The 24,015-nt window shown below is 75.4% G+C and carries 20 protein-coding genes; 7 read left to right on the top strand and 13 right to left on the bottom strand.

What is annotated here, in order from left to right; all coding sequences use genetic code 11:
- Window positions 1-43: 43 nt before the first annotated feature.
- From CLV92_RS10930 to CLV92_RS10900, 7 genes are all read left to right on the top strand, one after another.
- Window positions 44-997 carry an AAA family ATPase gene (locus tag CLV92_RS10930; protein WP_245886704.1) on the top strand — a complete coding sequence of 318 codons (954 nt, stop codon included), beginning with the start codon at window positions 44-46 and terminating at the stop codon, window positions 995-997.
- Window positions 994-2,061 carry a DUF58 domain-containing protein gene (locus CLV92_RS10925; protein ID WP_104432872.1) on the top strand — a complete coding sequence of 356 codons (1,068 nt, stop codon included), beginning with the start codon at window positions 994-996 and terminating at the stop codon, window positions 2,059-2,061. The genes CLV92_RS10930 and CLV92_RS10925 overlap by 4 nt, the downstream gene beginning before the upstream one ends.
- Entirely contained in the window at window positions 2,058-4,121 is a 2,064-nt protein-coding gene (locus CLV92_RS10920; RefSeq protein WP_104432871.1) for a transglutaminase TgpA family protein, read from the top strand. Before CLV92_RS10925 ends, CLV92_RS10920 begins: the two co-directional genes overlap by 4 nt.
- Window positions 4,122-4,199: 78 nt before the next feature.
- Window positions 4,200-5,273 (top strand): 3-oxoacyl-ACP synthase III, encoded by a 1,074-nt coding sequence (locus tag CLV92_RS10915; protein WP_104432870.1) that lies wholly within the window; start codon window positions 4,200-4,202, stop codon window positions 5,271-5,273.
- Window positions 5,267-7,921 (top strand): alpha/beta fold hydrolase, encoded by a 2,655-nt coding sequence (locus tag CLV92_RS10910; RefSeq protein ID WP_211291049.1) that lies wholly within the window; start codon window positions 5,267-5,269, stop codon window positions 7,919-7,921. Before CLV92_RS10915 ends, CLV92_RS10910 begins: the two co-directional genes overlap by 7 nt.
- Window positions 7,918-8,889, top strand: coding sequence for an NAD-dependent epimerase/dehydratase family protein (locus CLV92_RS10905; RefSeq protein ID WP_104432869.1), 972 nt, complete (start codon window positions 7,918-7,920; stop codon window positions 8,887-8,889). Before CLV92_RS10910 ends, CLV92_RS10905 begins: the two co-directional genes overlap by 4 nt.
- Before the next feature lie 102 nt (window positions 8,890-8,991).
- On the top strand, window positions 8,992-10,221 hold the full coding sequence (locus tag CLV92_RS10900) for an App1 family protein phosphatidate phosphatase (protein WP_104432868.1): 1,230 nt from the start codon (window positions 8,992-8,994) through the stop codon (window positions 10,219-10,221).
- 396 nt (window positions 10,222-10,617) lie between these two features.
- Here the strand turns inward: CLV92_RS10900 and CLV92_RS10895 are convergent, their stop codons facing one another.
- The 13 genes from CLV92_RS10895 to CLV92_RS10835 all read right to left on the bottom strand — a co-directional run bounded on the left by CLV92_RS10895 (window position 10,618) and on the right by CLV92_RS10835 (window position 23,979).
- Window positions 10,618-12,357, bottom strand: a complete 1,740-nt coding sequence (locus tag CLV92_RS10895; RefSeq protein ID WP_104432867.1) for a diguanylate cyclase domain-containing protein — start codon at window positions 12,355-12,357, stop codon at window positions 10,618-10,620.
- Entirely contained in the window at window positions 12,354-12,590 is a 237-nt protein-coding gene (gene csrA / locus CLV92_RS10890) for a carbon storage regulator CsrA (protein WP_104432866.1), read from the bottom strand. Before csrA ends, CLV92_RS10895 begins: the two co-directional genes overlap by 4 nt.
- A gap of 116 nt (window positions 12,591-12,706) precedes the next feature.
- Window positions 12,707-12,961: a hypothetical protein gene (locus CLV92_RS10885; protein ID WP_104432865.1), complete on the bottom strand. Its 255-nt coding sequence runs from the start codon at window positions 12,959-12,961 to the stop codon at window positions 12,707-12,709.
- A complete protein-coding gene (locus CLV92_RS10880; protein WP_158257203.1) occupies window positions 12,958-13,707 on the bottom strand; it encodes a PilZ domain-containing protein in 750 nt (249 codons plus the stop codon). Before CLV92_RS10880 ends, CLV92_RS10885 begins: the two co-directional genes overlap by 4 nt.
- Window positions 13,704-16,334 (bottom strand): MurR/RpiR family transcriptional regulator, encoded by a 2,631-nt coding sequence (locus CLV92_RS10875; RefSeq protein WP_146099492.1) that lies wholly within the window; start codon window positions 16,332-16,334, stop codon window positions 13,704-13,706. The genes CLV92_RS10880 and CLV92_RS10875 overlap by 4 nt, the downstream gene beginning before the upstream one ends.
- On the bottom strand, window positions 16,312-18,330 hold the full coding sequence (flhA, locus tag CLV92_RS10870; RefSeq protein ID WP_211291071.1) for a flagellar biosynthesis protein FlhA: 2,019 nt from the start codon (window positions 18,328-18,330) through the stop codon (window positions 16,312-16,314). Before flhA ends, CLV92_RS10875 begins: the two co-directional genes overlap by 23 nt.
- 285 nt (window positions 18,331-18,615) lie before the next feature.
- The gene (locus tag CLV92_RS10865; RefSeq protein WP_104432861.1) at window positions 18,616-19,698 is read right to left on the bottom strand and encodes an EscU/YscU/HrcU family type III secretion system export apparatus switch protein; all 1,083 of its coding nucleotides are present in this window, start codon (window positions 19,696-19,698) and stop codon (window positions 18,616-18,618) included.
- 98 nt (window positions 19,699-19,796) lie between these two features.
- A complete protein-coding gene (locus CLV92_RS10860; RefSeq protein WP_104432860.1) occupies window positions 19,797-20,561 on the bottom strand; it encodes a flagellar biosynthetic protein FliR in 765 nt (254 codons plus the stop codon).
- 2 nt (window positions 20,562-20,563) lie between these two features.
- A complete protein-coding gene (fliQ, locus tag CLV92_RS10855; protein WP_104432859.1) occupies window positions 20,564-20,839 on the bottom strand; it encodes a flagellar biosynthesis protein FliQ in 276 nt (91 codons plus the stop codon).
- A gap of 41 nt (window positions 20,840-20,880) precedes the next feature.
- A complete protein-coding gene (gene fliP / locus CLV92_RS10850) occupies window positions 20,881-21,783 on the bottom strand; it encodes a flagellar type III secretion system pore protein FliP (protein ID WP_245886703.1) in 903 nt (300 codons plus the stop codon).
- A complete protein-coding gene (fliO, locus tag CLV92_RS10845) occupies window positions 21,780-22,280 on the bottom strand; it encodes a flagellar biosynthetic protein FliO (RefSeq protein ID WP_104432858.1) in 501 nt (166 codons plus the stop codon). The genes fliP and fliO overlap by 4 nt, the downstream gene beginning before the upstream one ends.
- Window positions 22,277-23,041, bottom strand: coding sequence for a flagellar motor switch protein FliN (fliN, locus tag CLV92_RS10840; protein ID WP_104432857.1), 765 nt, complete (start codon window positions 23,039-23,041; stop codon window positions 22,277-22,279). Before fliN ends, fliO begins: the two co-directional genes overlap by 4 nt.
- Window positions 23,038-23,979, bottom strand: a complete 942-nt coding sequence (locus CLV92_RS10835; RefSeq protein ID WP_158257202.1) for a flagellar motor switch protein FliM — start codon at window positions 23,977-23,979, stop codon at window positions 23,038-23,040. The genes fliN and CLV92_RS10835 overlap by 4 nt, the downstream gene beginning before the upstream one ends.
- Window positions 23,980-24,015: the final 36 nt, after the last annotated feature.

The following is a 24,015-nucleotide window of genomic DNA, read 5'->3' as shown; positions in this document are numbered from 1 at the left end:
GCTACGGGTGAGGACCGCGGCGGTTCACGCCCATGCTCGAACCGTGGACACCACCCCCGCCGCAGCGGCACGGGCCCTCGTCGACGCCGTCGAGCAGGTCGTGCGGGGACGCCGCGCCGCGGTGGAGCTGGTCGCCACGGCGGTGCTCGCCGGCGGCCACGTCCTCGTCGAGGACGTGCCCGGCAGCGGCAAGACCACCATGGCCAAGGCGTTCGCCCGCGCGGTCGGCGCCGGCTTCGGCCGGGTGCAGGCCACCTCCGACCTGCTGCCCGCCGACATCACCGGCGGTGGCGTCTGGGACGCCGGCCAGGGGGCCTTCCGGTTCGTGCCCGGCCCGGTCTTCAGCCACGTCCTGCTGGTCGACGAGCTCAACCGCACCTCGCCGCGCAGCCAGTCGGCCTTCCTCGAAGCCATGGAGGAGGGCGCCGTCACCGTCGACGGCGTGCGCCACCCGCTGCCGGACCCGTTCGTCGTCCTGGCCACCCAGAACCCCGTGGAGCAGGTCGGCACCTACCCGCTGCCCGAGGGCCAGCTCGACCGCTTCGCCGTGCGGGTCGTCCTCGGCCCCCTCAGCGCCCGCGACGAACGGCAGGTCGTCCGGGAGCAGTTGCGGGCCGCCACGGTCGACCACCTGCCCCCCGTGACCGACCCCGCCGGGCTGCGTGCGCTGCGCGCGGCCGTGCGCGACGTCCACGTCGCCGACGCCGTCGTCGAGCACGCCGTCGACGTGGTCCGCGCCACCCGCTCCGACGCGCGGGTGCTGCTCGGGGCCAGCGCGCGCGCCGCCATCACCCTCGTGCGGTGCGCGCAGGCCCGCGCCGTGCTCGAGGGCCGCGACTACGCCACCCCCGGAGACGTGCAGGCGCTCGCCGTGCCCGTGCTGGCGCACCGCCTCGTCCTCGCCGAACCCCAGCACGGCACCCAGGCCACGGCCCTGCTCCAGCAGGAGGTCGTCGCGCGCATCGTGCAGCAGGTCCCCGTCGCGCTGCCCCGATGAGAGGACGCACCCCCAGGCGGACCGCCCGGGCCGGCGGGCTGCGCCTGACCGTCGGGGGCAGGTGCACCGCGTACGCCGTGGCCGCCGCGGGCCTCGTGACCCTGGCGCTCGGAAACCCCTGGCTGGGAGCCGTGGCCGCCGCGGCCGCCGCGGTGCTGCTCACGGGACTGCTGCTGCGCCCGCGCCTCGACGGCCTCGTCGTCGAGGTCGACGGGCCGCTGCGCACCGTCGCGGGCGCCACGGTCGAGCACCTCGTCACCGTGCGCGCCACCGCCGGCCACCGCGCGCGCGGCACGGGCGCGGCCCGCCTGGTCCTGCGCACCTCCGGCCTCGCCGACGCGGAGGTCGCCGTGCCCGCCCTCGCCCCCGGCGCCTGCGCCGCCGTTGCCGTCGCCCGCCTCGCGGTGCACCGGGCCGCGACCCGGCTCGGGACGGTCCACGTGCTGGCCACCGACCCGTTCGGAGTCGTCGCGCGCGAGGCCCTGCACCCCGTCGCGCACCGCGTCGTCGTCCACCCGAGCGCGCCCGACGGCCCGCGCGCACCCCTGCCCACCGGGGAGACCCGGGCGGCGGCGTCCCGGCCGGCCGGCCATCCCGATGGGATCCGGCCCTGGCGCAGCGGCGACCGGCCCGCCGACGTGCACTGGCGCAGCACCGCCCGCCGGGGCGTGCCCGTGGCGCGCGAGCGCGAACCGGCCTGCCTGCCCCGCCTCGCCGTCGTCCTCGACGGTCCGCTCGGCACTCCGGCCGGCGCGCACCCCGACGCCGCGCACGGGGAGGTGCTCCTGGGCCGGCTGGGACAGGAGCTCGCCGGGCAGGCGCGCACCGGGCGGGAGGTCGCCGTGCTCGCGAACATGCCCGGCGGGGCCGTGGTCACCGCGGGCCTGGATCGCGCCCCCGCCGGGGCGACGGAACTGCTGGACTGGCTGGCCGCGCTCGGGCCCGCCACGTCCGCCGACGAGGAGCTGCTCGCACGGGCGCGGCGCTGGGCGGGCCCGGGCGGCACCGTCCTGCTCGCCTCCTGCGCCGAGGTGGGGGTCCTCCCGCAGCCGGTGCCGGCGTGAGCGCACCGCACCCGGACTCCCGGGGAGCGGCTGGCGACGGGACCGGGGTGCTGCGGGGCTGCGCGCTCGTCACCCTGCTCTGCGGCCCGTGGGCCTTCGCCGCCACGGGCGTGCTGCCGGTGTGGGCGGCCCTGCTCGCGGCCGCCGTGCAGGTCGCAGCCGCCGCCTCCTGCCTGCTGGCCGCAAGCCCCGCCGGCGTCCGGACCCGCCAGCGCGCCGCCTGGGTGCTGCTGGCGCTGTGCTGCCTCCTCACCTGGTGGCTGGCCGGCAGCGGCGGGAACCCGCCGACGGGGCTGCCCGGCCTGCCCCTGCTGGTCCTCGGCGGAGGGGCCAGCTGCGCCGCGGCGGCCACCACCGCCCGGCACCTGCGCGCCCAGCTCCTGCTCGGCACGTCCGCGACGGTGCTCGCGGCGGGGCTGCAGCCCGGCCCGGCGCTGGCGCCCGTGCTCGTGGTGACCTGGCTCGCCCTGACCGTCGGCCTCGTCCGCGCCCACGCCCCGGCGCTGAGCGCCGCGGCCGTGGCGTTCCCGGTGCGGCCCGGCGACGGCGCCGACCCCGCGCAGCGGCGCCCCGCCCGCGCCGGCACCCCCGTGCTGACGGCCACCGCCCTGGCCCTCGCGCTGCTCCTCCTCGTCCCGGTGCCCAGCGGCGGCGGGGCGCTGGAGGCCCTGGCGGAGCGTCTCGCCGGAACCGAGAGCGCCGCCGCTACCGGACCGGGGAGCGGCGGGCAGCGGCGGGCCGCCGCCTACGCCGGCGGCCGCATGGACCTGAACTCCCGCGGCGCCCTGGGCGACGAGCCGCTGCTGGCCGTGCCCGCCGACTCCCCGGCGTGGTGGCGCTCCGGCGTCCTCGACACCTACGACGGGCGGGGGTGGACGGCCTCGCGCCCGAGCACGTCCTGGTACGCCGACGCCCAGGGCTATGTCGCCGTGGACGCGGACGTGCCGCAGGCCGCGGCCGAGCGCACCGACCAGGTCGTCACCCTCGGCGACTACCCCGCGGCCGTCTTCCCCGGCTTCCCCCGGGCGGCGCGCGTCGACTCCCCGGTCGGCGTCGACGGCTCCGCGCTGCTGCTGGTGGCCGGCACCGCGGGCAGCTACACCGTCGTGGCCACCGAGGTCCCCGGCTCCGGGGCGCGGCCGGGGTCCGAGCCGGGGGCAGCCGCGCACCCCGCGGACACCGCGTCCGCGCTGCACCTGCCGCCGGAGCTGCCGCAGCGGGTGCACGACCTCGCGGCCCGGCTCGCCGCCGGGGCACCGGACCGGTGGGCCCACGTGCGCGCCGTCGAGGAGCACCTGCGCGCCACGGCCCGCTACACCCTCGACGCGCCCGTCCCGGCGCCCGGGCAGGACGCCGTCGACGCCTTCCTCTTCGACCAGCGGCTCGGCTTCTGCGAGCACTTCGCCAGCGCCGAGGTCGTCCTGCTGCGCTCCGCCGGGGTCCCCGCGCGCATCGTCACCGGCTTCGCGGGCGGCGAGACCCGGGATGACGGGCGCCGGGTGCTGCGCGCCCGAGACGCCCACGCCTGGGTCGAGGTGTGGATCCCCGGCCAGGGCTGGACGACCTCCGACCCCACGGCCGGCAGCACCGCAGCCCCCGCCACGGCGTGGGCCGCGGCCGGCTCCTGGCTGCGGCAGCTCCCGCCCGACGGATGGCCGCTGCCGGCGGGTGTCGCGCTGGCGGTCGCCGCCGGCCTGCTGCTGCGCCGGCGCCGGCGCCCGGGCCGACCCATCGGGCCCCCGGCGCCCGCGGCGGCCCCGACCGCACTGCTGGCAGCGCTCGCCGACCTCGACGCGGCCCTCGCCCCGCACCGGGCGGCACGGGGGCCGGCGGAGGACCTGCGCACCTTCGGGTGGCGGCTGCGCGCTCTCGGGGAGCCGGCCGCCGCCGAGGCCGTCGCCGTCGCCGAACGGGCCTGCTACGCGCCCGCGCCGCCCGCCGCAGCGGAGACCGCCGCAGCACGTGCGGCCCTGGCGGCGGCGGCCGCGCGCTGGCGGTCGGCCGGCGCGCGCGTCCCCACCCCCACCCGTGCGGGCGGCGGCGCGCCGGGCCCCCGCTGAGGGCGACGGGCCGAGGGGGCGGTTGCCGGTTAGCCTTGCCCTCCACATCACCTCGGCACCACGGACTTGGGGACGCCCTTGAACGGCAACTCGCACGGGAGCTCCACGCCCAACGCGCAGCGCGCGGGCCGCGCTGGAAGCACCCTCTACCGGCAGAGCAACGCCGCGCTGCTGTCGATCGCGAGCCTGGAGGCGCCCGTCGTGGTGCCCTCCTCCTACTTCGACGAGGTGCTCGCGCCCACGCTGGAGCGGCTACGGCTCAGGCCCGGCCTGCTGGAGAAGGTCGCGGGCGTCTCGGAGCGCCGCTGGTGGTCCAGCGACAGCGGCGCACCCGAGGCCGCGGCCGAGTGCGGGCTGAAGGCGCTGTCCGAGGCCGGGGTCCAGCCCGGCGACGTCGGCCTCATCATCAACACGACGGTGACGCGCCCCCACCTGGAGCCCGCCGTGGCGACCGCCGTGCACCACGCGATGGACCTGCCCAGCTCGGCGCTGAACTTCGACATCACCAACGCCTGCCTCGGCTGGGTCAACGCCCTGCAGGTCGCGGCGACGATGATCGACGCGGGGGCGGTGCGCTACGCGGTCGTGCTCGGCGCGGAGGACGTGCGGCCCATGCACCAGGGCACCATCGAGCGCCTCTCGCGCCCGGAGGTCACCCGCCGCGACTTCCTCGACCAGTTCGCGACGATGACCCTGGGCTGCGGGGCCGCCGCCGCCGTGCTCGGCCGCCTCGACGAGCACCCCGAGGCACACCGCGTCGTCGGTGGCTCCGCCAAGGCCGGAACCGCGCACCACGAGCTGTGCATCGGCGACCTGAACCACATGCGCACCGACGCCAAGCTCATGCTGACCGAGGGCATCGAGATCGTCGCGGACGCCTTCGCCGACGGCGACGCGGAGTTCGGCTGGGCCGACGCGGACCGCTTCGTCATCCACCAGATCTCCAAGGTGCACACCGACACCGTCGTCAAGCGCCTCGGCATGGACCCCGACAAGGTCCCCGTCACGTTCCCCCGCTGGGGCAACGTCGGGCCGATCTCGCTGCCGATGACCCTCGCCGTGACGGCGCCGGAACTGGCCCGCGGGCAGAAGGTCATCGCGATGGGCGTCGGCTCCGGACTGAACTCCGCGATGATCGAGATCGCGTGGTGACGTCCGCGCGGGGAACCGCCCCCGCCCAGCTGCCCCCGGCGGGGCTGCCCGGCCTGCGCCCGGAGTGGTCCCGCCTCGTCGAGGGCCGCGACGCCGAGGGGCAGGTGCGGACCTGGCACGTGCTCGACACGGGATCACCCGAGGACAGCCGGGGCACGCTGCTGTGCCTGCACGGCAACCCGACGTGGTCCTACCTGTGGCGGGACCTGCTGGCGCGGGCGGAGGGCTGGCGGGTGATCGCCCCCGACCACCTCGACATGGGCTTCTCCGAGCGCACCGGAACCCGGCGCACCCTCGCGCAGCGCATCGGCGACGTGCGCGGCCTCGTCGCGGCGCTGGAGCTGACGGGGCGGGTCGTCGTCGTCGGGCACGACTGGGGCGGCGTCATCGCCATGGGCTGGGCGGAGTCGGTGCACGGTCCCGGCAGCCGCCCCGACGGGATCGACCTCGACGGCATCGCGCTGTGCAACACCGCGGCCTCCCACCCCGCGGGCGCGCCGCCGCCCGGGCCGCTGCAGGTGGCGACGGCCCCCGGGGTGCTGCCCCTGGTGACGAGCCGCACCGACGCGTTCCTGCGCACCGCCCTGGCGCTGACCCACCCCCGCCCGCCGGCGGAGGTGCAGGAGGCCTACCGGGCGCCGTACCGCACGCCGGAGCGCCGCCAGGGCATCGAGGCGTTCGTCGCCGACGTGCCCACCGGCGTCCACCACCCCACCCAGGCGCGGCTCGACGAGCTCGCCGCCGACCTGGTGCACCTCGCCGACGTGGACGCCCTGCTGCTGTGGGGACCGAAGGACCCCGTCTTCACCGAGCACTACCTGCGCGACCTGCGCGCCCGGCTGCCGCACGCGGTGGTGCACCGCTTCGAGGGCAAGGGCCACCTCCTGCCCGAGGACGCCGACGTGGCCGGTGCGGTGCTGACCTGGCTCGCCGAGCGCGGTCGCGAGCGGGCGCAGCCGGGCGGGGTGCCGAGCGAGTACCGCCCCCTGTGGCGCTTCCTCGAGGAGCGCGCCGACTCCGACGCCGACGTGGTGGTGGAGGTCCGGGGCGGCGACGACGGCCCGAGCGTGCGGCGCATCTCGTGGCGGCTGCTGCATCGGCGCACCACCGAGCTCGCCGCCGGCCTGGCCGCGCACGGCGTGCTGCCCGGGCAGCGGGTGTCGCTGCTCGTGCCCCCGGGTGCGGACCTGACGGCGGTGCTCTACGCCTGCCTGCGCATCGGTGCGGTCGCGGTGATCGCCGACGCGGGGCTGGGCGTGAAGGGGCTCACCCGCGCGGTGAACGGCGCCGGGCCCGACCACGTCATCGGCATCGAGCGGGCGCTGCTGGCCGCCCGCGCCCTGCGCTGGCCGGGCCGCCGGATCGCCGCCGGGCCGATCTCCGACGCGAAGCTGCGGCTGACGGGCGCGACGACGACGCTGCTGGAGGTCGCCGAGATCGGCGCCCGCCTGCTCGCCGGCCGCGACCCCGCCGACGTGCTGCCCCCGGAGCCCGACCCCGAGGCGCACGCGGCGATCTTCTTCACCTCCGGCTCCACCGGGCCGGCGAAGGGCGTCGTCTACACCCACCGGCAGATGGCCCTCTTCGCCCGCGCCATGGGGCAGGTCACCCGCACCGGGCCCGACTCCGGGCTGGTGACGGCCTTCGCGCCGTTCGCCCTGATGGGCCCCGCCCTCGGCGCCACCTGCGTGGTGCCGGACATGGACGTCACGAAGCCGCGGACGTTGACGGCGGCGGCCCTCGCCGACGCGGTCGTGGCAGGCGGCTCCTCCTCCGCATTCCTGTCGCCGGCGGCCATGGCCAACGTCATCGCCACCGCGGGCGACCTCGACGCGGCGCAGCGGGAGGCGCTGGCCGGGGTGCGCACGCTGCTGTCCGCCGGCGCCCCCGTGCACCCGCGCCTGCAGCAGCGGGCGAAGGAGCTCATGCCGCTGGCCGAGCCCCGCACGCCGTACGGCGCCACGGAGGTGCTGCCGGCCACCGACATCTCCCTGGCCGAGGTGCTGGCGGCCGGGGAGGGCGAGGGCATCTGCGTCGGCCTGCCGCTGCCGGGGGTGACGACCGCCGTTGCGCCGCTGGACGCCGACGGCGCCGCCGCGGAGGAGGTCGTCACCACCGCCGGGGTGACCGGTGAGGTGTGCGTGCGCGCCGAGCACGTCAAGGACCACTACGACCAGCTGTGGCTGACGCAGCTCGCCAGCACCCGCGTGCGGGCCCCGCAGGACCTCGGGGTCGGCCGCTGGCACCGCACGGGCGACGTCGGCCACCTCGACGAGCAGGGGCGGCTGTGGATCGAGGGCCGCCTCGCCCACATCGTGGTGACCGGCGACGGCGTGGTGACCCCGGTGGGCATCGAGCAGCGGGCGGAGACCGTCGACGGGATCGCGCGGGCCGCCCTGGTGGGCGTGGGTCCGCGCGCGGCCCGCCAGCTGGTGGTCGTCGCGGAGGCGAACGAGCCGGTGGCCCGCACCACGGTGGCCGCCCCGCCGCTGGCCCGGGCGGTGCGCGCCGCGACCGGCCGGGACCTGGCGGCGGTGCTCCTCGTCCCGGCGCTGCCGACCGACGTGCGGCACAACTCCAAGATCGACCGGGCGCGCGTGGCGGAGTGGGCCGAGCGGGTCCTGGCCGGGGAGCGGGGAGAGCTGTGAGGGTTCTGGTCACGGGTGCCAGCGGGATGCTGGGCCGGCGCACCGCCGAGGCGCTGCTGGCGCGCGGCGACGAGGTGCGGGTGCTGCAGCGCCGCCCCGCGGGCATCGACGGCGCCGCCGAGGTGCTGGGCAGCGTCAGCGACCGCGCGGCCGTGGACCGGGCAGTGCGGGGCGTGGACGGCGTGATCCACCTCGCGGCGAAGGTGTCCATCACCGGGCCGCTGCCGGAGTACGTCGAGGCGAACGTGCGGGGCACCACGACGGTCGTCGACGCCTGCCGCAGGGCGGGTGTCGGCCGCCTGGTGCACGTCTCCTCCCCGTCGGTGGCACACACGGGCTCGGCGATCGTCGGCGAGGGGGCGGGGCCTGCGCAGCCGGAGCACGCCCGCGGCAACTACGCCCGCACCAAGGCTCAGGCGGAGCTGCTGGCGCTCGCGGCGGACTCCCCCGGCCTCGCGGTCACCGCGATCCGCCCGCACATCGTCCTCGGACCGGGTGACACCCAGCTCGTGCAGCGCATCGCCGACCGGGCCCGCGCGGGCAGGCTGCCGCTCCTCGACGACGGCACCGCCCTCATCGACACCACCTACGTCGACAACGCCGTGGACGCCCTCCTGGCGGCGCTGGACCGCATCGAGCACGCGCGCGGGCAGGCGCTGGTCGTCACCAACGGCCAGCCGCGCACGGTGGCGGAGGTCTTCTCCGCGATCTGCGAGGCGGCGGGGGTCCCGGCCCCGGCGCGGCGGGTGCCCTCGGCGGTGGCGAAGTCGGCCGGCGGCGTGGTGGAGCGCGCCTGGACGCGGCTGCGCCTGCCGGACGAGCCGCCGATGACGAGCTTCCTCGCGGAGCAGCTGTCGACGGCGCACTGGTTCGACCAGCGCCACACGCACGAGGTCCTGCAGTGGTCGCCCAGGGTGGGCATCGACGAGGGGCTGCAGCGGCTGCGAGAGGGCTTCGCACCCGCCTGATCCGGGCCGGCTGCGGCACCGGCCGAGGTTCCGGCGGTGCCCTGCGGGCGCCCGGGGGCACTTCGAGGTGACGTCGCGCCGTCAGCGGGTAGCGTTCCGGACATGACCTCCGGAACCACCAGCACCGGCCCGGCTCCGCTGCGCCGCCTCCCGGAGCACGTGCAGGAGCGGCTGGCCCGCCACTCCCCCGAGCTCGACGCGGACCTCGCGGACCTCACCTCCCCCCTCGAGCCCGGGGAGCACGGCCTGCACCGTGCCGCCCGCATCGAGGACGCGCTCAAGGGTTTCCTCGGCGGGCGGCTGCGGGCCCGGGGATGGCGCTCGCGGGTGCTGGCCTATCCCGGCTACGGCGGGCCCGGCTGGGTGCGGGTGATGGGCCGGGTCCTGCTGTCGCAGCGGCCCACCTCGCCGCTGCGCCAGGAGTCGGCTGCGGAGCGCGCTGTCCGCGGCTGGCGCAACTTCATGACCGTTCCGGTGGCGGGTGCCTCCGTCGTCGTCCAGTTCCCGGGTGCTCCGGGCGTGCCTCCCCGGGTGCTCACGACCGACCGCGGCGGCTACGTCGACGAACGCATCGAGGTGGACCTGCCGCCGGGGGTGCACCAGGTGCACCTGTCCCTGGCCCGCCGGGGCGGGGAGCGCCGCGGCGGCGCGCACCGGTTCGACGCGGCCCCGGAGTCGAGCGGTGAGGCCGCGGTGATCGTCGTGGGGCCCGAGCCCGTGCGGGGCCTGCTCAGCGACATCGACGACACGGTCGTCGTCACCCGCCTGCCGCGTCCCCTGCTCGCGGCGTGGAACACGTTCGTCCTGACGGAGAAGGCCCGTGTGCCGGTGCCGGGCATGGCCGAGCTCTACCACGAGCTGCTCGCCCGCCACGACGGGGCGCCGGTGGTGTACCTGTCGACGGGCGCGTGGAACGCCGCCCCGGCGCTGATCCGCTTCCTGGACCGCTCGGGCTACCCCCCGGGGCCCCTGCTGCTCACGGACTGGGGCCCGACGAACACCGGCTGGTTCCGCGACGGCAGCACCCACAAGCGGACCACGCTGGAGCGCCTCGTCGAGGAGCTGCCCAACGTCACGTGGCTGCTCGTCGGCGACGACGGCCAGCACGACCCGGCGATCTACGGCGACTTCGCCGCGGCCCACCCGGAGAAGGTGGCTGCGGTGGCGATCCGGCGGCTGACGCCGACGGAGAAGCTGCTCGCCAGCGGCCTGTCCCCGACGGAGCCGCTGTCGGTGCCCGCGGGGGCGGAGTCCGTGACGCGGGTCTCCGGCGGCGACGGGTTCGAGCTCATGCACCGCCTGCGCGGGGCCGGTGTCCTCGACGACTGCTGAGGGCGCCCGGACGAACGACGGCGGGGCCGCTCCTCGAGAGGACCGGCCCCGCCGGAGCGTCGTCGACGCGTCGCTGGATGCTCAGAGGCGCACGCGACGCGGGTTCGCCACCGACGTGAGGCTCACCTCGTCGCTGGTGCTGCTCTGACGGTCCTGGGCGGTGACGGTGACGTCCATGGTGACCCCTCTCGTTGCATGAGCCGCGCTGGTTGCGCGGCGGGAGCTCGACTCGGCCTGGACTGCACTGTCCACTCACCCCACGGGGGTGACGGGCCTTCCACCGGCGGATGGCAGATGCCTCACACCGGTGGCCAGAGTCTAGGGACTCCCGACAGCGTCGGCCTCTCGAGAAGGCGGAACTTGAGGCTGCAAATTCGTGACATGCGTCACGTCGGCTCAGGCGGCGCGCCAGCAGGCCCGTCCGGCGGCCTTCGCACGGTACATCGCCTTGTCGGCGGCCTGCAGCAGCTCCTCGGCGTCGAGGCTGCCGTCCGTCATCGCCGCGCCGACGCTGCCGGTCACGAGGATCTCGCCCTTGTCACCGAGGTCGACCGGGATCTGCAGCGCGTCGCAGACGCGGGTCGCGAAGGCCGCCAGCGCGAGCGGGGCGGTGATCTCCTCGCAGACGACGATGAACTCGTCCCCGCCGAGGCGCGCGGCGGTGTCCCCGGCGCGCAGCACCCCGGTGAGGCGGTCGGCGACGTCGCGCAGCAGGTCGTCGCCGGCCTGGTGCCCGAGCGTGTCGTTGACCTCCTTGAAGCGGTCGAGGTCGACGAAGAGCACCGCCACCCCGCCGCCGCGGCGACGGGTGCGGGTGAGGGCGTTGCCGAGGCGCTCCTCCGCCCCGGCGCGGTTGGGCAGTCCGGTCAGGGCGTCGTGCATGGCCGCCCTGATCAGCTCCTCCTCCTCGCGCTTGCGGACGGTGATGTCCTCCACGAACGCCAGGAACGCCAGCTGCCCGTCGCTGGTCGTCGTGGCGGAGATGTGCAACGCCCCCCAGGCGACGTTGCCGTCGGGCATCGGGAAGCGCCGCTCGCGGCGCACCACGTCGGCGCTGCCGTCGAGCAGGGCCTGGAAGTCCGCGGCCGCGGCGCGCAGCGCCTCCTCGTCGGCGTCGGTCAGGGGCTGCCCCTCGTCGCCGAGTTGCACGACGGGGTCGACGAGCTCGGCCGCGGGCGCACCCACGAGTTCGGCGCGGTCGCGCTGCAGGAAGGCGCAGAGGGCGTCGTTGACCTCGTTGATGTAGCCGTCGAGGCCGTAGAGGAGCATGCCGACGGGCCCACGGGCGAAGACCTCGTGGAAGCGGCGCTCGGAGGCGGCCAGGGCGTCCATCGCGTTGATGGTCTCGGTCATGTCCTGGGCGATCCCGACCGCGCTGACCGGGCGGCCCTCCACGTCGCGGTCGGAGACCGTGCTGCGGGCGTGGATCCAGCGCCAGTCCATGCCGGCGGAGATGCGGTACGTGCACTCGACGATCCCGGCGTCCGGCGCGGTGCGCAGCTGCCCGACGGCCCGGGCCAGCGCCGGGGCGTCCTCCTCGTGGACGATCTCGGCGGCTCCGGGCGCGTCCTCGGGGGGCATGCCGAGGACGGAGACGGGCCCGGCGTTGGACCACTCCACGACGGCGCTGGTGAGGTTGACGCGGAAGATGGTGTCGGGGCTGGCGGCGATCACGGCGTCCTGGCGGGCGATGGTCTCCCGTGCCTCCCGGGCCGCGCGCCGCTCCTCGGTGACGTCGCGCAGGACGAGCACCGCTCCGGCGGCGAGGGGGGCGACCCGCACGTCGAGCAGGAGTCGGGCACCCGCCGCGGTCGCCTCGACGTCGAGGCGCAGCGGTTGCGCGCTGGCCGCCTCGACCAGCCACGCGCCGTGCGGGGCCCCCGTCGTCAGTCCGGGGGTGAGGTCTCCCCACGGCTGCTCGGCGGCGGCGCACAGCCACCACTCCAGCCCGCTGCCGGCGAGGAGGTCCTCGGTGTCACGGCCGAGCAGGCGCGCCGCTCCCGGGCTGGCGAAGGCCGGCCGGCCGTCGGGGCCCAGGACGAGCAGCGCCTCCCCGGTCGCGTCCAGGAGCGGGAGGAGTTCCAGGTCGGCACCCGCAGGGCCCTGCACCCGCGCGCCCACGTGCGCGGTGGTCACTGCTGCCGCTTGCGCACTGCCCCCTGGAGGGCGGTGATCGCGTCCTCGCTGGCTGCAGCCGCGGCCACGTTGGCGTCCCGCACGGCGTCGTACACCTCCTGGCGGTGCACCTGGACGTCCCGCGGGGCCTCGATCCCGACGCGCACCACGTCACCGCGCACCTCGAGCACGCGCACGACGACGGCGTCCCCGATGACGAGGCTCTCTCCTGCCCTCCGCGTCAAGACCAACATGGAGTCAGCATAGGGTGACGATGCGTCATGCGCCGCCGCTCCCACCAGGCGTGTCCGGCGGCGGGCGCCCGCCCCGACGAGGCGGCCGGGTCAGGCAGCCGGGTCAGGCGGCCGGGTCAGGCAGTCGGATCGATCGCGTCGCTCCGGCGGCGCCCCGCCTTGCGCAGGGCGTCACCCGAGCCCCCCGCACCGGCGGCCGGCTCGGCGTAGCCGAGGAAGATGTTCCGCACGAGCCGTCCGCCGACCGCCGCGACCAGCAGCGCCAGCGCGAGGTGCAGCAGTGCGGTGTCGACGTCTCCCGTGCCCGTGAGGGCGGCGAACAGCGACGGCGAGGCCATGAGCAGGCCCGCCAGGACGACCAGGCCGGTCATCGGACCCCTTTGCGTCGGTTCTCGATCTGGAGGCGCAGCACGTAGCGGCGCAGGTGGTCCGCCTGCTTGACGGGTTCCACGAAGTTCAGGATGGCTTCGAGCAGGCCGTCCGCGGCGTGCGCGGCCGGCCGGGTGCGCAGGACGGTGACGAGCTGGGCGACCTCGACACCGTCGAGGGTCGCCCGCAGCTCCGCCTGCGTTCCTGCGGGCAGGTAACCCTCCTCGACCAGGACGACACGGGCGCCGCCCTCACTGAGGTCGACGAACCGTGCGCGCACCGGCTTCAGCGGTCCGCCGGGGACGGCCCCCTCCTGGACATCGGCACGCTGGCCCCGGGACTGCAGCGCCTGCACCGGAACGGGCACCGGCACCGGGTTCAGCACCGCGACACCCGTCAGGGCGGCCCGGACGTAGCGGCGCCGCTGCTCGGTGGTGACGGGGGCGAGGGGCGCCAGCCGCCACACCGGGATCGGCGAGCGCTGGACGTCCACGATCTCGAGGCGCTGGTAGCACGCACCGCGATCGCTGCCCCAGGTCAGGAGGACGCCGCGGCCGGGCCCGGCCCAGTCGAGGTCACCGGAGAAGCGGGGCGCGGCGACGATCAGCGTGTCGTCCTCGACGTCCTCCACGCGCGTCGGTGCCTCGACGTCGGGGGCCGACTCGCCGAAGCTCATCGTCACGGTGACCCGGGCGTTGACGGCGGGCCACGAGTCCGTCCAGCCCGCGACCCGCGCCCCCTTGTTCACCGGGCTGCCGTGCCGTCCGCGGGCAGCGCCGCGTCGAGGAGCAGCCCCACCCATGCGCCCGTCGTCGCGGGACGCCCGTCGAGGTAGCCCACGGGCACGCCCAGGGACAGCACGTCCAGCGGGTCGGTGCTCTCCACCGAGCGCGTCACCGCGACCCGCTCCACGGGCGCGCCGGCCTGGCGCAGCGCGGTCACGAGCTCGGTGGCGGTGCTGGCACGGCGGGTGGCGTCGACGGCGACGACGACCGCGGTGGGGCGGAACTCGGCGGCGAAGCGGGCGGCACGCTGGGCGTCGGCCGCGGTGGGCCGTGCGGGGATCGTCACCGTGAGGGGTGCGCTCCAGCCGCGGGCCTGCTCCAGGCGGGCGGCGAGGTCGCCTGCACCCACGCTGGTGTGGCCCTCGGCGCGGCCGATGACCACGGGGGTGTCGGAGCCGATCTCGTCGGCCACCAGGAGGCCGGCCGTCACGACCGCGTCGGGCTCGCCCACGACGAGCACGAGGTCACCCGGGCCGGCGCGCAGCGGAGCCGGGACGGGGATGTCCTGGGCGATGCGGATGGCGGCCTGGGGGTCGATGTGCTCAGCAGCGGCAGCGTGCCCGGTCGGCGCAGAAGTCTCGCTGTAGGTAGTCACGCCATTACCGTACGACGAATCCATGATCTGCGCGCCGGAAGCTGCGTGGTCGCCGACGACGGCCGGGGCGGGCTGCTGCGACGACACCGCGACGGGGGCGGCGACGGGAGCCGCGGACAGCGCCTCCTGGTGCGCGACGGGCTGCACCACCACGGGAGCGGGCTGGATGATCACGGGAGCCGGCTGCACCACGACGGGCGCCGGCTGCACGACCTGGGGCTGCTGCACCACCGGCTGCGGGGCGTAGTGGACGGCAGGCTCCGGCTGCACCACGGGCTGCGGGGCGACGGGCTGCTGCACCACGGGCTGCGGGGCGTAGTGGACGGCAGGCTCCGGCTGCACCACGGGCTGCGGGGCGACGGGCTGCTGCACGACGGGCTGCTGCACCACGGGCTGCGGGGCGTACTGGACGGCAGGCTGCTGCACCACCGGCTGCTGCACCACCGGCTGCTGCACCACCGGCTGCTGCACCACCGGCTGCGGGGCCTGCTCCTGCGGGGCCTGCGCCACCGGCTGCTCCTGCGGGGCCTGCGCCACCGGCTGCTCCTGTGCGGGCTGCTGGGGGGCCTGCTCCTGCGGAGCCTGCTGGGCGACCTGCGGCTGCTGCTGAATGATCGGCTCCTGCTGAACGATCGGCTCCTGCTGGGCGGGCTGCGGCGGGGCGGCGTGCGCGGGCACGGAGGCCTGCGGCTCGACCTGCTCGGGGGCCGCCTCCGGAGCGGAGTGCGCGGCGACGGGCAGGGCGGGCTCGGCGGCCGGTTCAGGCTGCGCCACGGGGGCGGCGTGCGCGGCACGGGGCGCCTCGGGCGCCACCTCGACGTGCGCGGGCGCCGGCTGGGCGGCCTCCTGCTCGCGGGCCGCGACGGGCTGCTCCGGGGTGGGAGCGGCGGCCTCCTCGGCGGTGGCGTAGCCGAGGCCGGTCGTCGGGAAGGTGCGCTCCTGCTCTCCCGCGAGGCCGTGCTTGGAGGCGTACTGGATCGGGGTTCCGTTGGGCTCGGTCACGGCGTCCTCCTCGGGGTGCCGGCCACCGGCGGCCGGCAGGTCGGTGCCCGCCTGCGCTGCGGAGAGCGCGGGGTCGACCGGGAGGGGCCGTTCCGCGGAGGGCGCTGCCTCCGCGGGAGCCGCCTGCTCGGCCGTAACGGAGGGTACCGCGGGAGTGACGTTTGGTGCAGAAGAAGGCATTCCGTCGGTCAGGTGCCGGCGCATGGTGGCCAGGGTGAAGGCGAAGTCGTCGCCCTCGGTGGAGATGGGGCGGTGCGGGGTGGTGACGCGCGGCGCCTCGGCCGCAGCCGCGGCCGCGAGCACGGGGGCGGGGACGGAGGGAGCAGCGGCCACGGGAGCGGCGGCCACGGGGGCCGGCATCGCGGGGGCCGGCATCGCGGGGGCCGGCATCGCGGGGGCCGGCATCGCGGGGGCCGGCATCGCGGGGGCCGGAGCCTCGGGAGTGCCGCGGAAGGCGGCGGCGGTGAAGCCGCCGGCGACGGGGGCGGGGAGGACGGGCGCCACCGACTCCGCCGCGGCCGCGAAGCGGGCGGCGGCGAGGGCGCGGGCGGAGGGCTGTTCCCCGGACTCGGCGGCCGGCGCCGCGACCACACCCACGAGGGAGGCGAGGCGCTCGGAGCCGTCGGCCGCGTCGGCGGCGGCGAGCAGGTCACCGAGGCTGCGCGGTGCCGGCACCTGGTGCACGGGCGCCTGCTGGACGGGCGCCTGCTGGACGGGCGCCTGCTGGACGGGGGCCTGCTGGACGGGGGCCGGGACGGCGGGCGCGGCGGGCCGTGCGGCCTCGGCGGCCTGGGCCGACAGCGGAGCCAGGATCTCGCCCGGCTCGGGAACCTCGACGGTCACCTGGTAGTGCTCCTTCGCGAAGAAGCCGCCCACGCCGCCGGAGCGGACGCGCTCGGCACGGACGATGCGTGCCCCCTCACCGTGCTCCTCGCGCGCCTGGGCGAGGAGGGCGTCGAGGTCAGAACCTTCAAGAAGCAAGTGCGTGGACACTCTTCACCGATCCGATGGTCTCGATGCGGGCGTGGGAGCTGACTTCGCTGTACGAGAGGACGTGCAGTCGCGGCAGCGCGACCTTCAGCAGGCGCCGCAGCGGGGCCCGCAGCGACGGGGCGCAGACGAGGACCGCCTGCAGGCCGGCCTGCTCGACGCGGGCGAGGCAGGTGCTGGCCTCGGTGACGAGGTGGTCGACCGTCCCCGCATCGAGCGCCAGGTTGCTGCCCAGCTCCCCCGGCCGGAGCGCGTCGGCGAGCGAGTGCTCCAGCAACGGGTCGAGGGTCAGGACGTGCAGGACGCCGTCCTGCTCGTGGACCGCGGCGACCGCGGCGCCGAGGGCGACGCGCGCCGACTCGACGAGCCCGTCGAGGTCGGAGCCCTGCTTCGCCTTCAGCGACAGCGCCTCGAAGATGCGGGCGAGGTCGCGGATCGGCACGCCCTCGTCGAGCAGGGCCTGCAGGATCCGCTGGACCTCACCGAGGGTGAGCAGCGCCGGCGTCAGCTCCTCGACGACGACGGGGTGGGTGCGCTTGAGGGTGTCGACGAGGGAGCGGACGTCCTCGCGGCCGAGCAGGCGCGGGGCGTTGCTGCGGACGATCTCGCCGAGGTGGGTGATGAGGACGCTGGCGCGGTCGACGACCGTGGCGCCCATGAGCTGGGCCTGCGCCCGCAGCTCGCCCGGGACCCACTTGCTGGAGAGGCCGAACACCGGCTCCACCGTTGCGCGGCCGGGGAGGCCGTCGAGGTTGTCGCCGAGGGCGAGGACCTGGCCGGGGGGCGCCATGCCGCGGGCGACCTCCACCCCGGAGATGCGCACCGCGTAGGTGGACATCGGCAGGTCGAGGGAGTCGCGGGTGCGGACGGGGGGCAGGACCAGGCCGAGCTCCAGGGCGACCTTGCGGCGCAGGGCGCGCACCCGGTCGAGCAGGTCGCCACCGCTGGAGGTGTCGACCAGGTCGACGAGGTCGGCGGCGAGGACGAGTTCCAGGGCGTCGACGCGCATCTCCTCCAGCAACGTCTCCGTCGGGTCCGGGGCGGGGCCGGCCGGGGCGGGGGCGATGGCCTCGGCGAGGGCGGCCTTGGCGTCGCGCTTGGCGATGGTGGACGCGGCGACGAACGCGAGGACACCGACGATGAAGAAGGGCAGCTTCGGCATGCTGGGGATGAGGCCGAGGACGATGGCCGCGCCGCCGGCGATCTGCAGGGCGGCCTTCTGCTGGGACAGCTGCGTGATGACCTCGGTGCCCATGTCACCGGTGCCGGTGGAGCGGGTCACGATGAGGCCGGTGGCCACCGAGAGCAGCAGCGCGGGGACCTGCGAGGCGAGGCCGTCGCCGATGGTGAGCAGCGCGAACTTCTGGATGGACTCCGCCGGCGCCAGGCCCTGCTGGACCATGCCGATGGTGAAGCCGCCGATGAGGTTGATGATCGTGATGATGATCGCGGCGATCGCGTCGCCCTTGACGAACTTCGAGCCACCGTCCATGGCGCCGTAGAAGTCGGCCTCGGCGGTGACGTCCGCGCGGCGGCGGCGGGCCTCCGCCTCGTCGATCAGGCCGGCGTTGAGGTCTGCGTCGATGGCCATCTGCTTGCCGGGCATCGCGTCGAGGGTGAAGCGGGCGCCGACCTCGGCGACGCGCTCGGCACCCTTGGTGATCACCACGAACTGGATGACGATGAGGATGAGGAAGACGACGAGTCCGATGACGAGCGAGCCCGAGATCACGAAGTGCCCGAAGGCGTCGATGACCTTGCCCGCGTAGCCGTCGGAGAGGACGAGCCGGGTGGCGGCCACGTTGAGGCCGAGTCGGAACAGCGTCAGCACGAGGATGAGCGACGGGAAGACCGAGAAGTCCAGGGGCCGCTTGACGTACATGCAGATCAGCAGCGCCATCAGCGAGCAGACGATGTTGATCGCGATGAGGAAGTCGAGGAGCGCCGCCGGCAGGGGCACGACCAGCAGCATCACGATCCCGACGACGCCGATCGGCATCGCCAAGTGGCTGAGGTTGCGAGGTTGCACTGCACCGTCCCGGTTCCAGCAGCGGTCCCCCGGGGGGTTCCACCGTCCGACAGGCCCGTCCGTGGCCCTGGTCGCCGTCCTGGCTTCCCCTTCCTCGGCACATGGCCCCGCGGACTTGAGCCTCCCCCGGGGTGGCGCCACCGGCGTGGCGACCGCACACGGAGCGCGACGGGGCGGCGGGCGGGGCGCGCGGACGCCCCGGGATCCGCGGCAGGGCGGTCCCCGGGGCGTCCGGGAAGGGGTGGGGCCGGGGTCTCAGCCCGGGACGGTGTGCGGGTCGCTGCTGGCGCGCAGCGCGCCGCGGGTGCGCAGGTTCATCACGAACGCCAGGACCTTGGCGACCGCGGCGTAGAGCTCGACGGGGATCTCGTCGCCGATCTTGACGTCCTTGTACATCTGGCGGGCGAGGGGGACGTCGCGCACGAGGGGGACGCCGTTCTCCCGGGCCTTCTCGCGGATCTTGTCGGCGATGATCCCGGAGCCCTTGGCGACGACGCGCGGTGCGCCGTTGGCGGGGTCGTAGCGCACGGCCACGGCGATGTGGGTCGGGTTGACGATCACGGCGTCCGCGCTGGCGACGTCGGCCATCATGCGGTTGCGGCTCATGGCCATCTGCTTGGAGCGGATGGCGCCCTTGAGCAGCGGGTCGCCTTCGGAGTTCTTGTGCTCTTGCTTGATGTCGTGCTTGCTCATCTTCAGCTTGTTCATGACGCGGCGGCGGGCCATGGCGTAGTCCGCGGCGGCGATCAGCAGGCCGACGACGACCACGACGATGATCATCGTGCTGATGGAGGCGGCGGTGGTGGCCAGGATCGTGGTCAGCGGCAGGGCGGCGGAGCCGACGAGGGCGGGCGCGAGGCCCTTGACCACCGACCACAGGACGAGGCCGAGCAGGACCGCCTTGAGCAGCGTCTTGGTGCCCTCCCAGATGGCCTGGGGGCCCCAGTGCTGCTTGAAGCCGTTGATCGGGTTGAGCATGGAGAGCTTGGGCGTCAGCTTCTTCGTGGCGAGCTTGGTGCTGCCCTGGGCCGCGCCGGCGACGAGAGCGGCGAGGACGGTGGCCAGCGCCACCGGCGCCACGACGGCGGGGACGCCGGCGAAGGTCTCGACGAGCAGGGCGAGCACGCGGGCGGGCTCCGGCTGGGCCGCGACGTCGGGCAGGCGGCGGAAGACGCGGGTGGTGAGCTCCTGACCGGCGCTCAGCGACATGGGGATCATGAGCGCGCCGGCGCCGGTGCACAGCCAGGCGCTGAGGTCCGGTGTCCTCGGGGTGTTGCCCTCTTTGCGGGCCTCCTCGAGCTTCTTCGGTGTCGGCTTCTCGGTCTTCTCGCCGCTCATGGCTCACCTCCTCCCCTCGTCGTCGCTGCTCCCGGCGGTGCTGCCGGTGCCCGTGCTTGCGGGTGGTGCGTGTGGTGCGGTGGTGCAGTTGCCCGGCGTCAGCTGACGGCGCGCCCGATGCTCTCCACCGCGGTCTCGACCAGCTGCGGGTGCACGTGGGGCAGCAGCGCCATCGCGAAGCCGCCGAGGGTCAGCGTCACCAGGATCTTCAGCGGGAAGCTCATCGCGAACACCTGCAGGGCGGGGGCGGCGCGGGAGAGCAGGCCCAGACCGACGTCGGTGACGAAGAGCACCGCGATCAGCGGGGCGGCGATCTGCAGGGCGGAGGCGAAGAGCCGCACGACTCCATCGGTCATGAGCGCGGAGATCGCGCCGAGGGAGACCGCCTGGTTCAGCGGCACGACGTCGAAGGTGCCGAGGAAGCCGTTCAGCACGATCAGGTGGCCGCCGGTGGTGACCAGCAGGGCCGTGCTGACCCAGCCGTAGAGCTTGCCGAAGACCGCCGTCTGCGACTGCTGCAGCGGGTCGTAGGCGGAGGCGAGCTGGAAGCCGCCGAAGAGGTCGATCAGGTCGCCGGCCGCCTGGACGGCCGCGAAGACCAGTGCGCAGAGGGCGCCGAGCGCGACGCCGACGAGGACCTGCTGCGCCACGGCGGTGACGATCGCGGCGGGGTCGCCCACCGGTGCCTGGCCGCGCAGGCGCTCCGCCATGGGCAGGGCGATCGCGAGGCCCAGCATGGCCTTGACGCGGGCGTTGACGGCGCGGTTGGAGAAGGGCGGCGCGAAGACGAGCCAGGCGGTGATCCGCACGGAGGCCAGCAGCAGGGCCAGCAGCAGGTCCAGCGGGACGTGCACCTGCTCCACGCTCAGCCTCCGCTGACGAACTGCGGGATGCGCTCGTAGAGCGCTGTCGTGAAGGACGTCAGCTCGTGCAGCATCCACTTGCCGCAGACCACCAGGGCGATCCCGCAGGCGATGGTCTTGGGCACGAAGGACAGCGTCTGCTCCTGCAGCTGCGTCACGGACTGGAAGAGAGAGATCACGAAACCCACCGCGAGGGCGGTCAGCAGCAGGGGCGCAGCCAGCTTGGCGGCCAGGATGAGTGCGGTCGTCACGATGTTGACGACGGTCACGTCGGTCATGCGGGCGCTCCTCGGTCGGCGGGTCGGCGGGCGGGTGGGTGTCAGCCGGGGTAGCTCGACACGAGGGCCTTGATGATCAGACCCCACCCGTCGACGAGCACGAACAGCAGCAGCTTGAAGGGCAGCGAGACCGTGACCGGGGGCAGCATCATCATGCCGAGCGACATCAGCGCCGCGGAGACGACGATGTCGATCACCAGGAACGGAATGAAGATCACGAAGCCGATGATGAAGGCCGAGCGCAGCTCGGAGAGGGCGAAGGCCGGCACGAGGGTGGTCAGCGGCACGTCCGCGCGGGTGGCGGGCAGGTCGCGCTTGGCGGCCTTCGTCATCAGGGCCAGCTCCTCCTGGCGCGTCTGCTTGAGCATGAACTCCTTCAGCGGCTTCGACCCCTCGTCGAACGCGACCGTGGCGGTCTTCTCGCCCTTGAGGTAGGGCTGGATCGCGATGTCGTTGATCGCCGTGAACGTCGGCGCCATGATGAACATGGTCAGGAAGAGCGCGAGCCCGGCCAGCACCTGGTTCGGCGGGGTGCCGGTCAGGCCGAGGGCGTTGCGGGTCAGGCCCAGCACCACGAGGATCTTGGTGAAGCTGGTGGTCAGCAGCAGCAGTGCCGGCGCCACCGACAGCACCGTCATCGCGATGATGATGGTGATCGACTGGCTGGGCTTGCCGTCGGTGCCGTTGATGCCGTTCACGGTGACGTCCACACCGGCGGGCCCCTCGGGGGCGCCGGGGCCTGCGGGGCCCTGCGGGCCGGTCGCGGCGGGCAGGACGACGGGCAGCGCGGCCGGGGCGGCGGCGGTGATCCCCGTGCTGATCCCCGTGCTGATCCCGGTGGGAACCGCGGCGCCGGCCGGGGCCGCGCCGAGGAGCAGGCCACCCGCGAGGACGGTGGCCGCCACGGTCCCGCGCAGCAGGCGGCGGGCGTTGGTGCTGGTCACCGGCGGATCGTCCTCTCGCGCAGAACTCGCAGGGCTGTGGTCCAGGTGGCGGGCGAGAGGGCCGACCCGGCGAGGGCCGTCTCACGCTGCCGGGGGTGCTCGGTGGCGCTGTGCAGCAGCTCCGGCTCGTCCGAGGTGGACGCCTTCTCCAGGGACAGGGCCTCGTCGAAGGCGGCCGCCGACTGGGTCGGGATCCGGATGGTGCGGGGGGCTCCCTCGCCGCGCTCGTCCCGGCCGGCGGGGAGGACCTCGTCGAGGTCCACCTCCGACAGGAGGCTGACCTGGTGCTCGGTGACCCCCACGACGAGGGCCCGTCCGCCGACCTTCACGACCGCGACGCCGGCCTTGTGGCCGATGGCGGTGCGGGAGATCACGCTGACCTCCCCGCCGGCCACGGCGCGCGAGCGCCGCAGCCAGCGGGTGATCAGCCAGACGAGGCCGAGGACGGCGATCAGCGAGACCGACATCCGCCCGAGGGCGGCGAGGGAGTCGATCAAGAGATGGGCTCCGCGCCCGGCACGACGATCTCGGTCACGCGGATCGCGTAGTCCTCGTCCACGACGACGACCTCACCGCGGGCGACGAGCTGGCCGTTGACGAGGATGTCGGCGGGGCTGCCGGCCGCGCGGTCGAGCTCGACGACCGAGCCGGGCGTGAGCGCCAGCAGGTCGCGCACGGTCATGTGCGTGCGGCCCAGCTCGACGGTGACGTCCATCTGCACGTCGCGCAGCAGGTCCATCGTGCGGGGGGCGCCGGTGCTGGAGGCGACCGGCGCACCGGCGGCGGGAACGGGGGTGGAGGCGGCGCGGGCGGCCGGCTCGGTGGTCATCGCGAGGCCGATGAGGGCCAGGGTCTCCCCCGCCGCGTCGACGACCGCGACCGCTCCCCCGGCGCCCTGCAGGGCCGCCATCGCCTCGGCGGGCTCGCGCTCCACGCCGGCCTCGAGGGTGCAGCCGCCGAGGGTGGCGACGGCGGTCTCGAGGGCCGGGCGCAGCGCGTCGACCGGGTCGAGGGCGCCGACGGGGCTGGTGAGGAGGGCGTTGAGCGTCTCCTCGCCGATCACGACGACGACGGTGCCGTTGTAGGCGCCGGCGAAGCGGGCGGAGACGGCGGTGGCCTCGTCGCCGAGGTCCGGGGCGGCCGAGGCGGGCACGACGTCGGTGATGCTGCCCGGCGCGGAGAGGGGCAGGACCGACAGCGCCGCCTCGGCGGCCTGGCTGACGTACGTCCGGGCGTCGGTGCTGACGGCGGTGCTCATCGGGTCTCCTCGGTGTTGGGAACGATCAGGCAGGCGAGCCGCGGGCCGCGGGCCCCGGCGACGGCGAGGCCGACGCGGGCACCGGAGGCCACGACGTCGAGGGGGGTGTCGGCGCGGTGGCGCAGGCGCAGCAGGTCGCCGGGCACGAGGGAGAGGATCTGGTCCGGGCGCAGCTGGGTGGCGTTGAAGCGGAAGGAGACCTCGACGGGGATGCTCTCGACGTGGTCGTCGAGGCGGTCGCGCATCTGGCGGCGCATCCGCAGCTCCTCGGGGCTGGCGACGCGCAGCTCCGCGGCGGTGAGAGCGGCGGAGAGGGAGTCCAGCGGCATGGCGAGGGTCGCGGCCCCGTGCTTGCCGGCCATCTCCAGCTCGAAGTTGGCGACGATCATCACGTCGGTGGCGGCGGCGGCCTGCGCGAAGGCGGGGTTCTGCTCCATGCCCGTCACCTTCGGCTTCAGGTCCATGAGGGTGCTCATGGAGCCGGCCAGCTCGGTGAGGGTGCGCTCGACGACCCCGCGGGCCAGGGAGGCCTCGATGTCGGTGAGGGTGCGCGCGGGCTGCTCGCCGGCGCCGGTGCCACCGAGCATGCGGTCGATGCAGCGCAGCAGCATCTGGCTGTCGAGGTGGAGGATGCCCGACCCGGCCAGCGGCTGCGGGTCGAAGACGGCCATGACGGTGGGCGTCGGCAGGGACGCCGCGTACTCGTCGTAGCTGTACTGCTGGATGCCGTCGAGCTGGACCTGCACGGTGGTGCGCAGCGTCGAGGACAGCAGCGTCGCCCACTGGCGGATGAAGCTCTCGTAGGTGATCTCCAGCACGCGGGCGTGCTGGCGCGACAGCTTGGTCGGCCGCCGGAAGTCGTACGGGACGGGGACGCCGCGACGCCGTGAGCGTCGGCCGCCGGTCCGCTCGGCGCTGATGGAGGTCTCGGGTGCCACGCTGCTTCTATCGGCACGAACGGCCGTCACCCTTTA

The organism is Kineococcus xinjiangensis, assembly GCF_002934625.1.
In the GTDB taxonomy this organism is placed as follows: Bacteria; Actinomycetota; Actinomycetes; order Actinomycetales; family Kineococcaceae; genus Kineococcus_A; species Kineococcus_A xinjiangensis.
This window is presented reverse-complemented; position numbering and strand designations above follow the sequence as displayed.

Bases quoted from the DNA above. Each gene is read 5' to 3' on its own strand.
- CLV92_RS10900 (WP_104432868.1), top strand. From the start codon at position 8,992: ATGACCTCCGGAACCACCAGCACCGGCCCGGCTCCGCTGCGCCGCCTC.
- CLV92_RS10865 (WP_104432861.1), bottom strand. From the start codon at position 19,698: ATGAGCGGCGAGAAGACCGAGAAGCCGACACCGAAGAAGCTCGAGGAG.
- flhA (WP_211291071.1), bottom strand. From the start codon at position 18,330: ATGCCGATCGGCGTCGTCGGGATCGTGATGCTGCTGGTCGTGCCCCTG.
- fliN (WP_104432857.1), bottom strand. From the start codon at position 23,041: ATGAGCACCGCCGTCAGCACCGACGCCCGGACGTACGTCAGCCAGGCC.
- CLV92_RS10885 (WP_104432865.1), bottom strand. From the start codon at position 12,961: ATGACCGGCCTGGTCGTCCTGGCGGGCCTGCTCATGGCCTCGCCGTCG.
- csrA (WP_104432866.1), bottom strand. From the start codon at position 12,590: ATGTTGGTCTTGACGCGGAGGGCAGGAGAGAGCCTCGTCATCGGGGAC.
- CLV92_RS10925 (WP_104432872.1), top strand. From the start codon at position 994: ATGAGAGGACGCACCCCCAGGCGGACCGCCCGGGCCGGCGGGCTGCGC.
- fliQ (WP_104432859.1), bottom strand. From the start codon at position 20,839: ATGACCGACGTGACCGTCGTCAACATCGTGACGACCGCACTCATCCTG.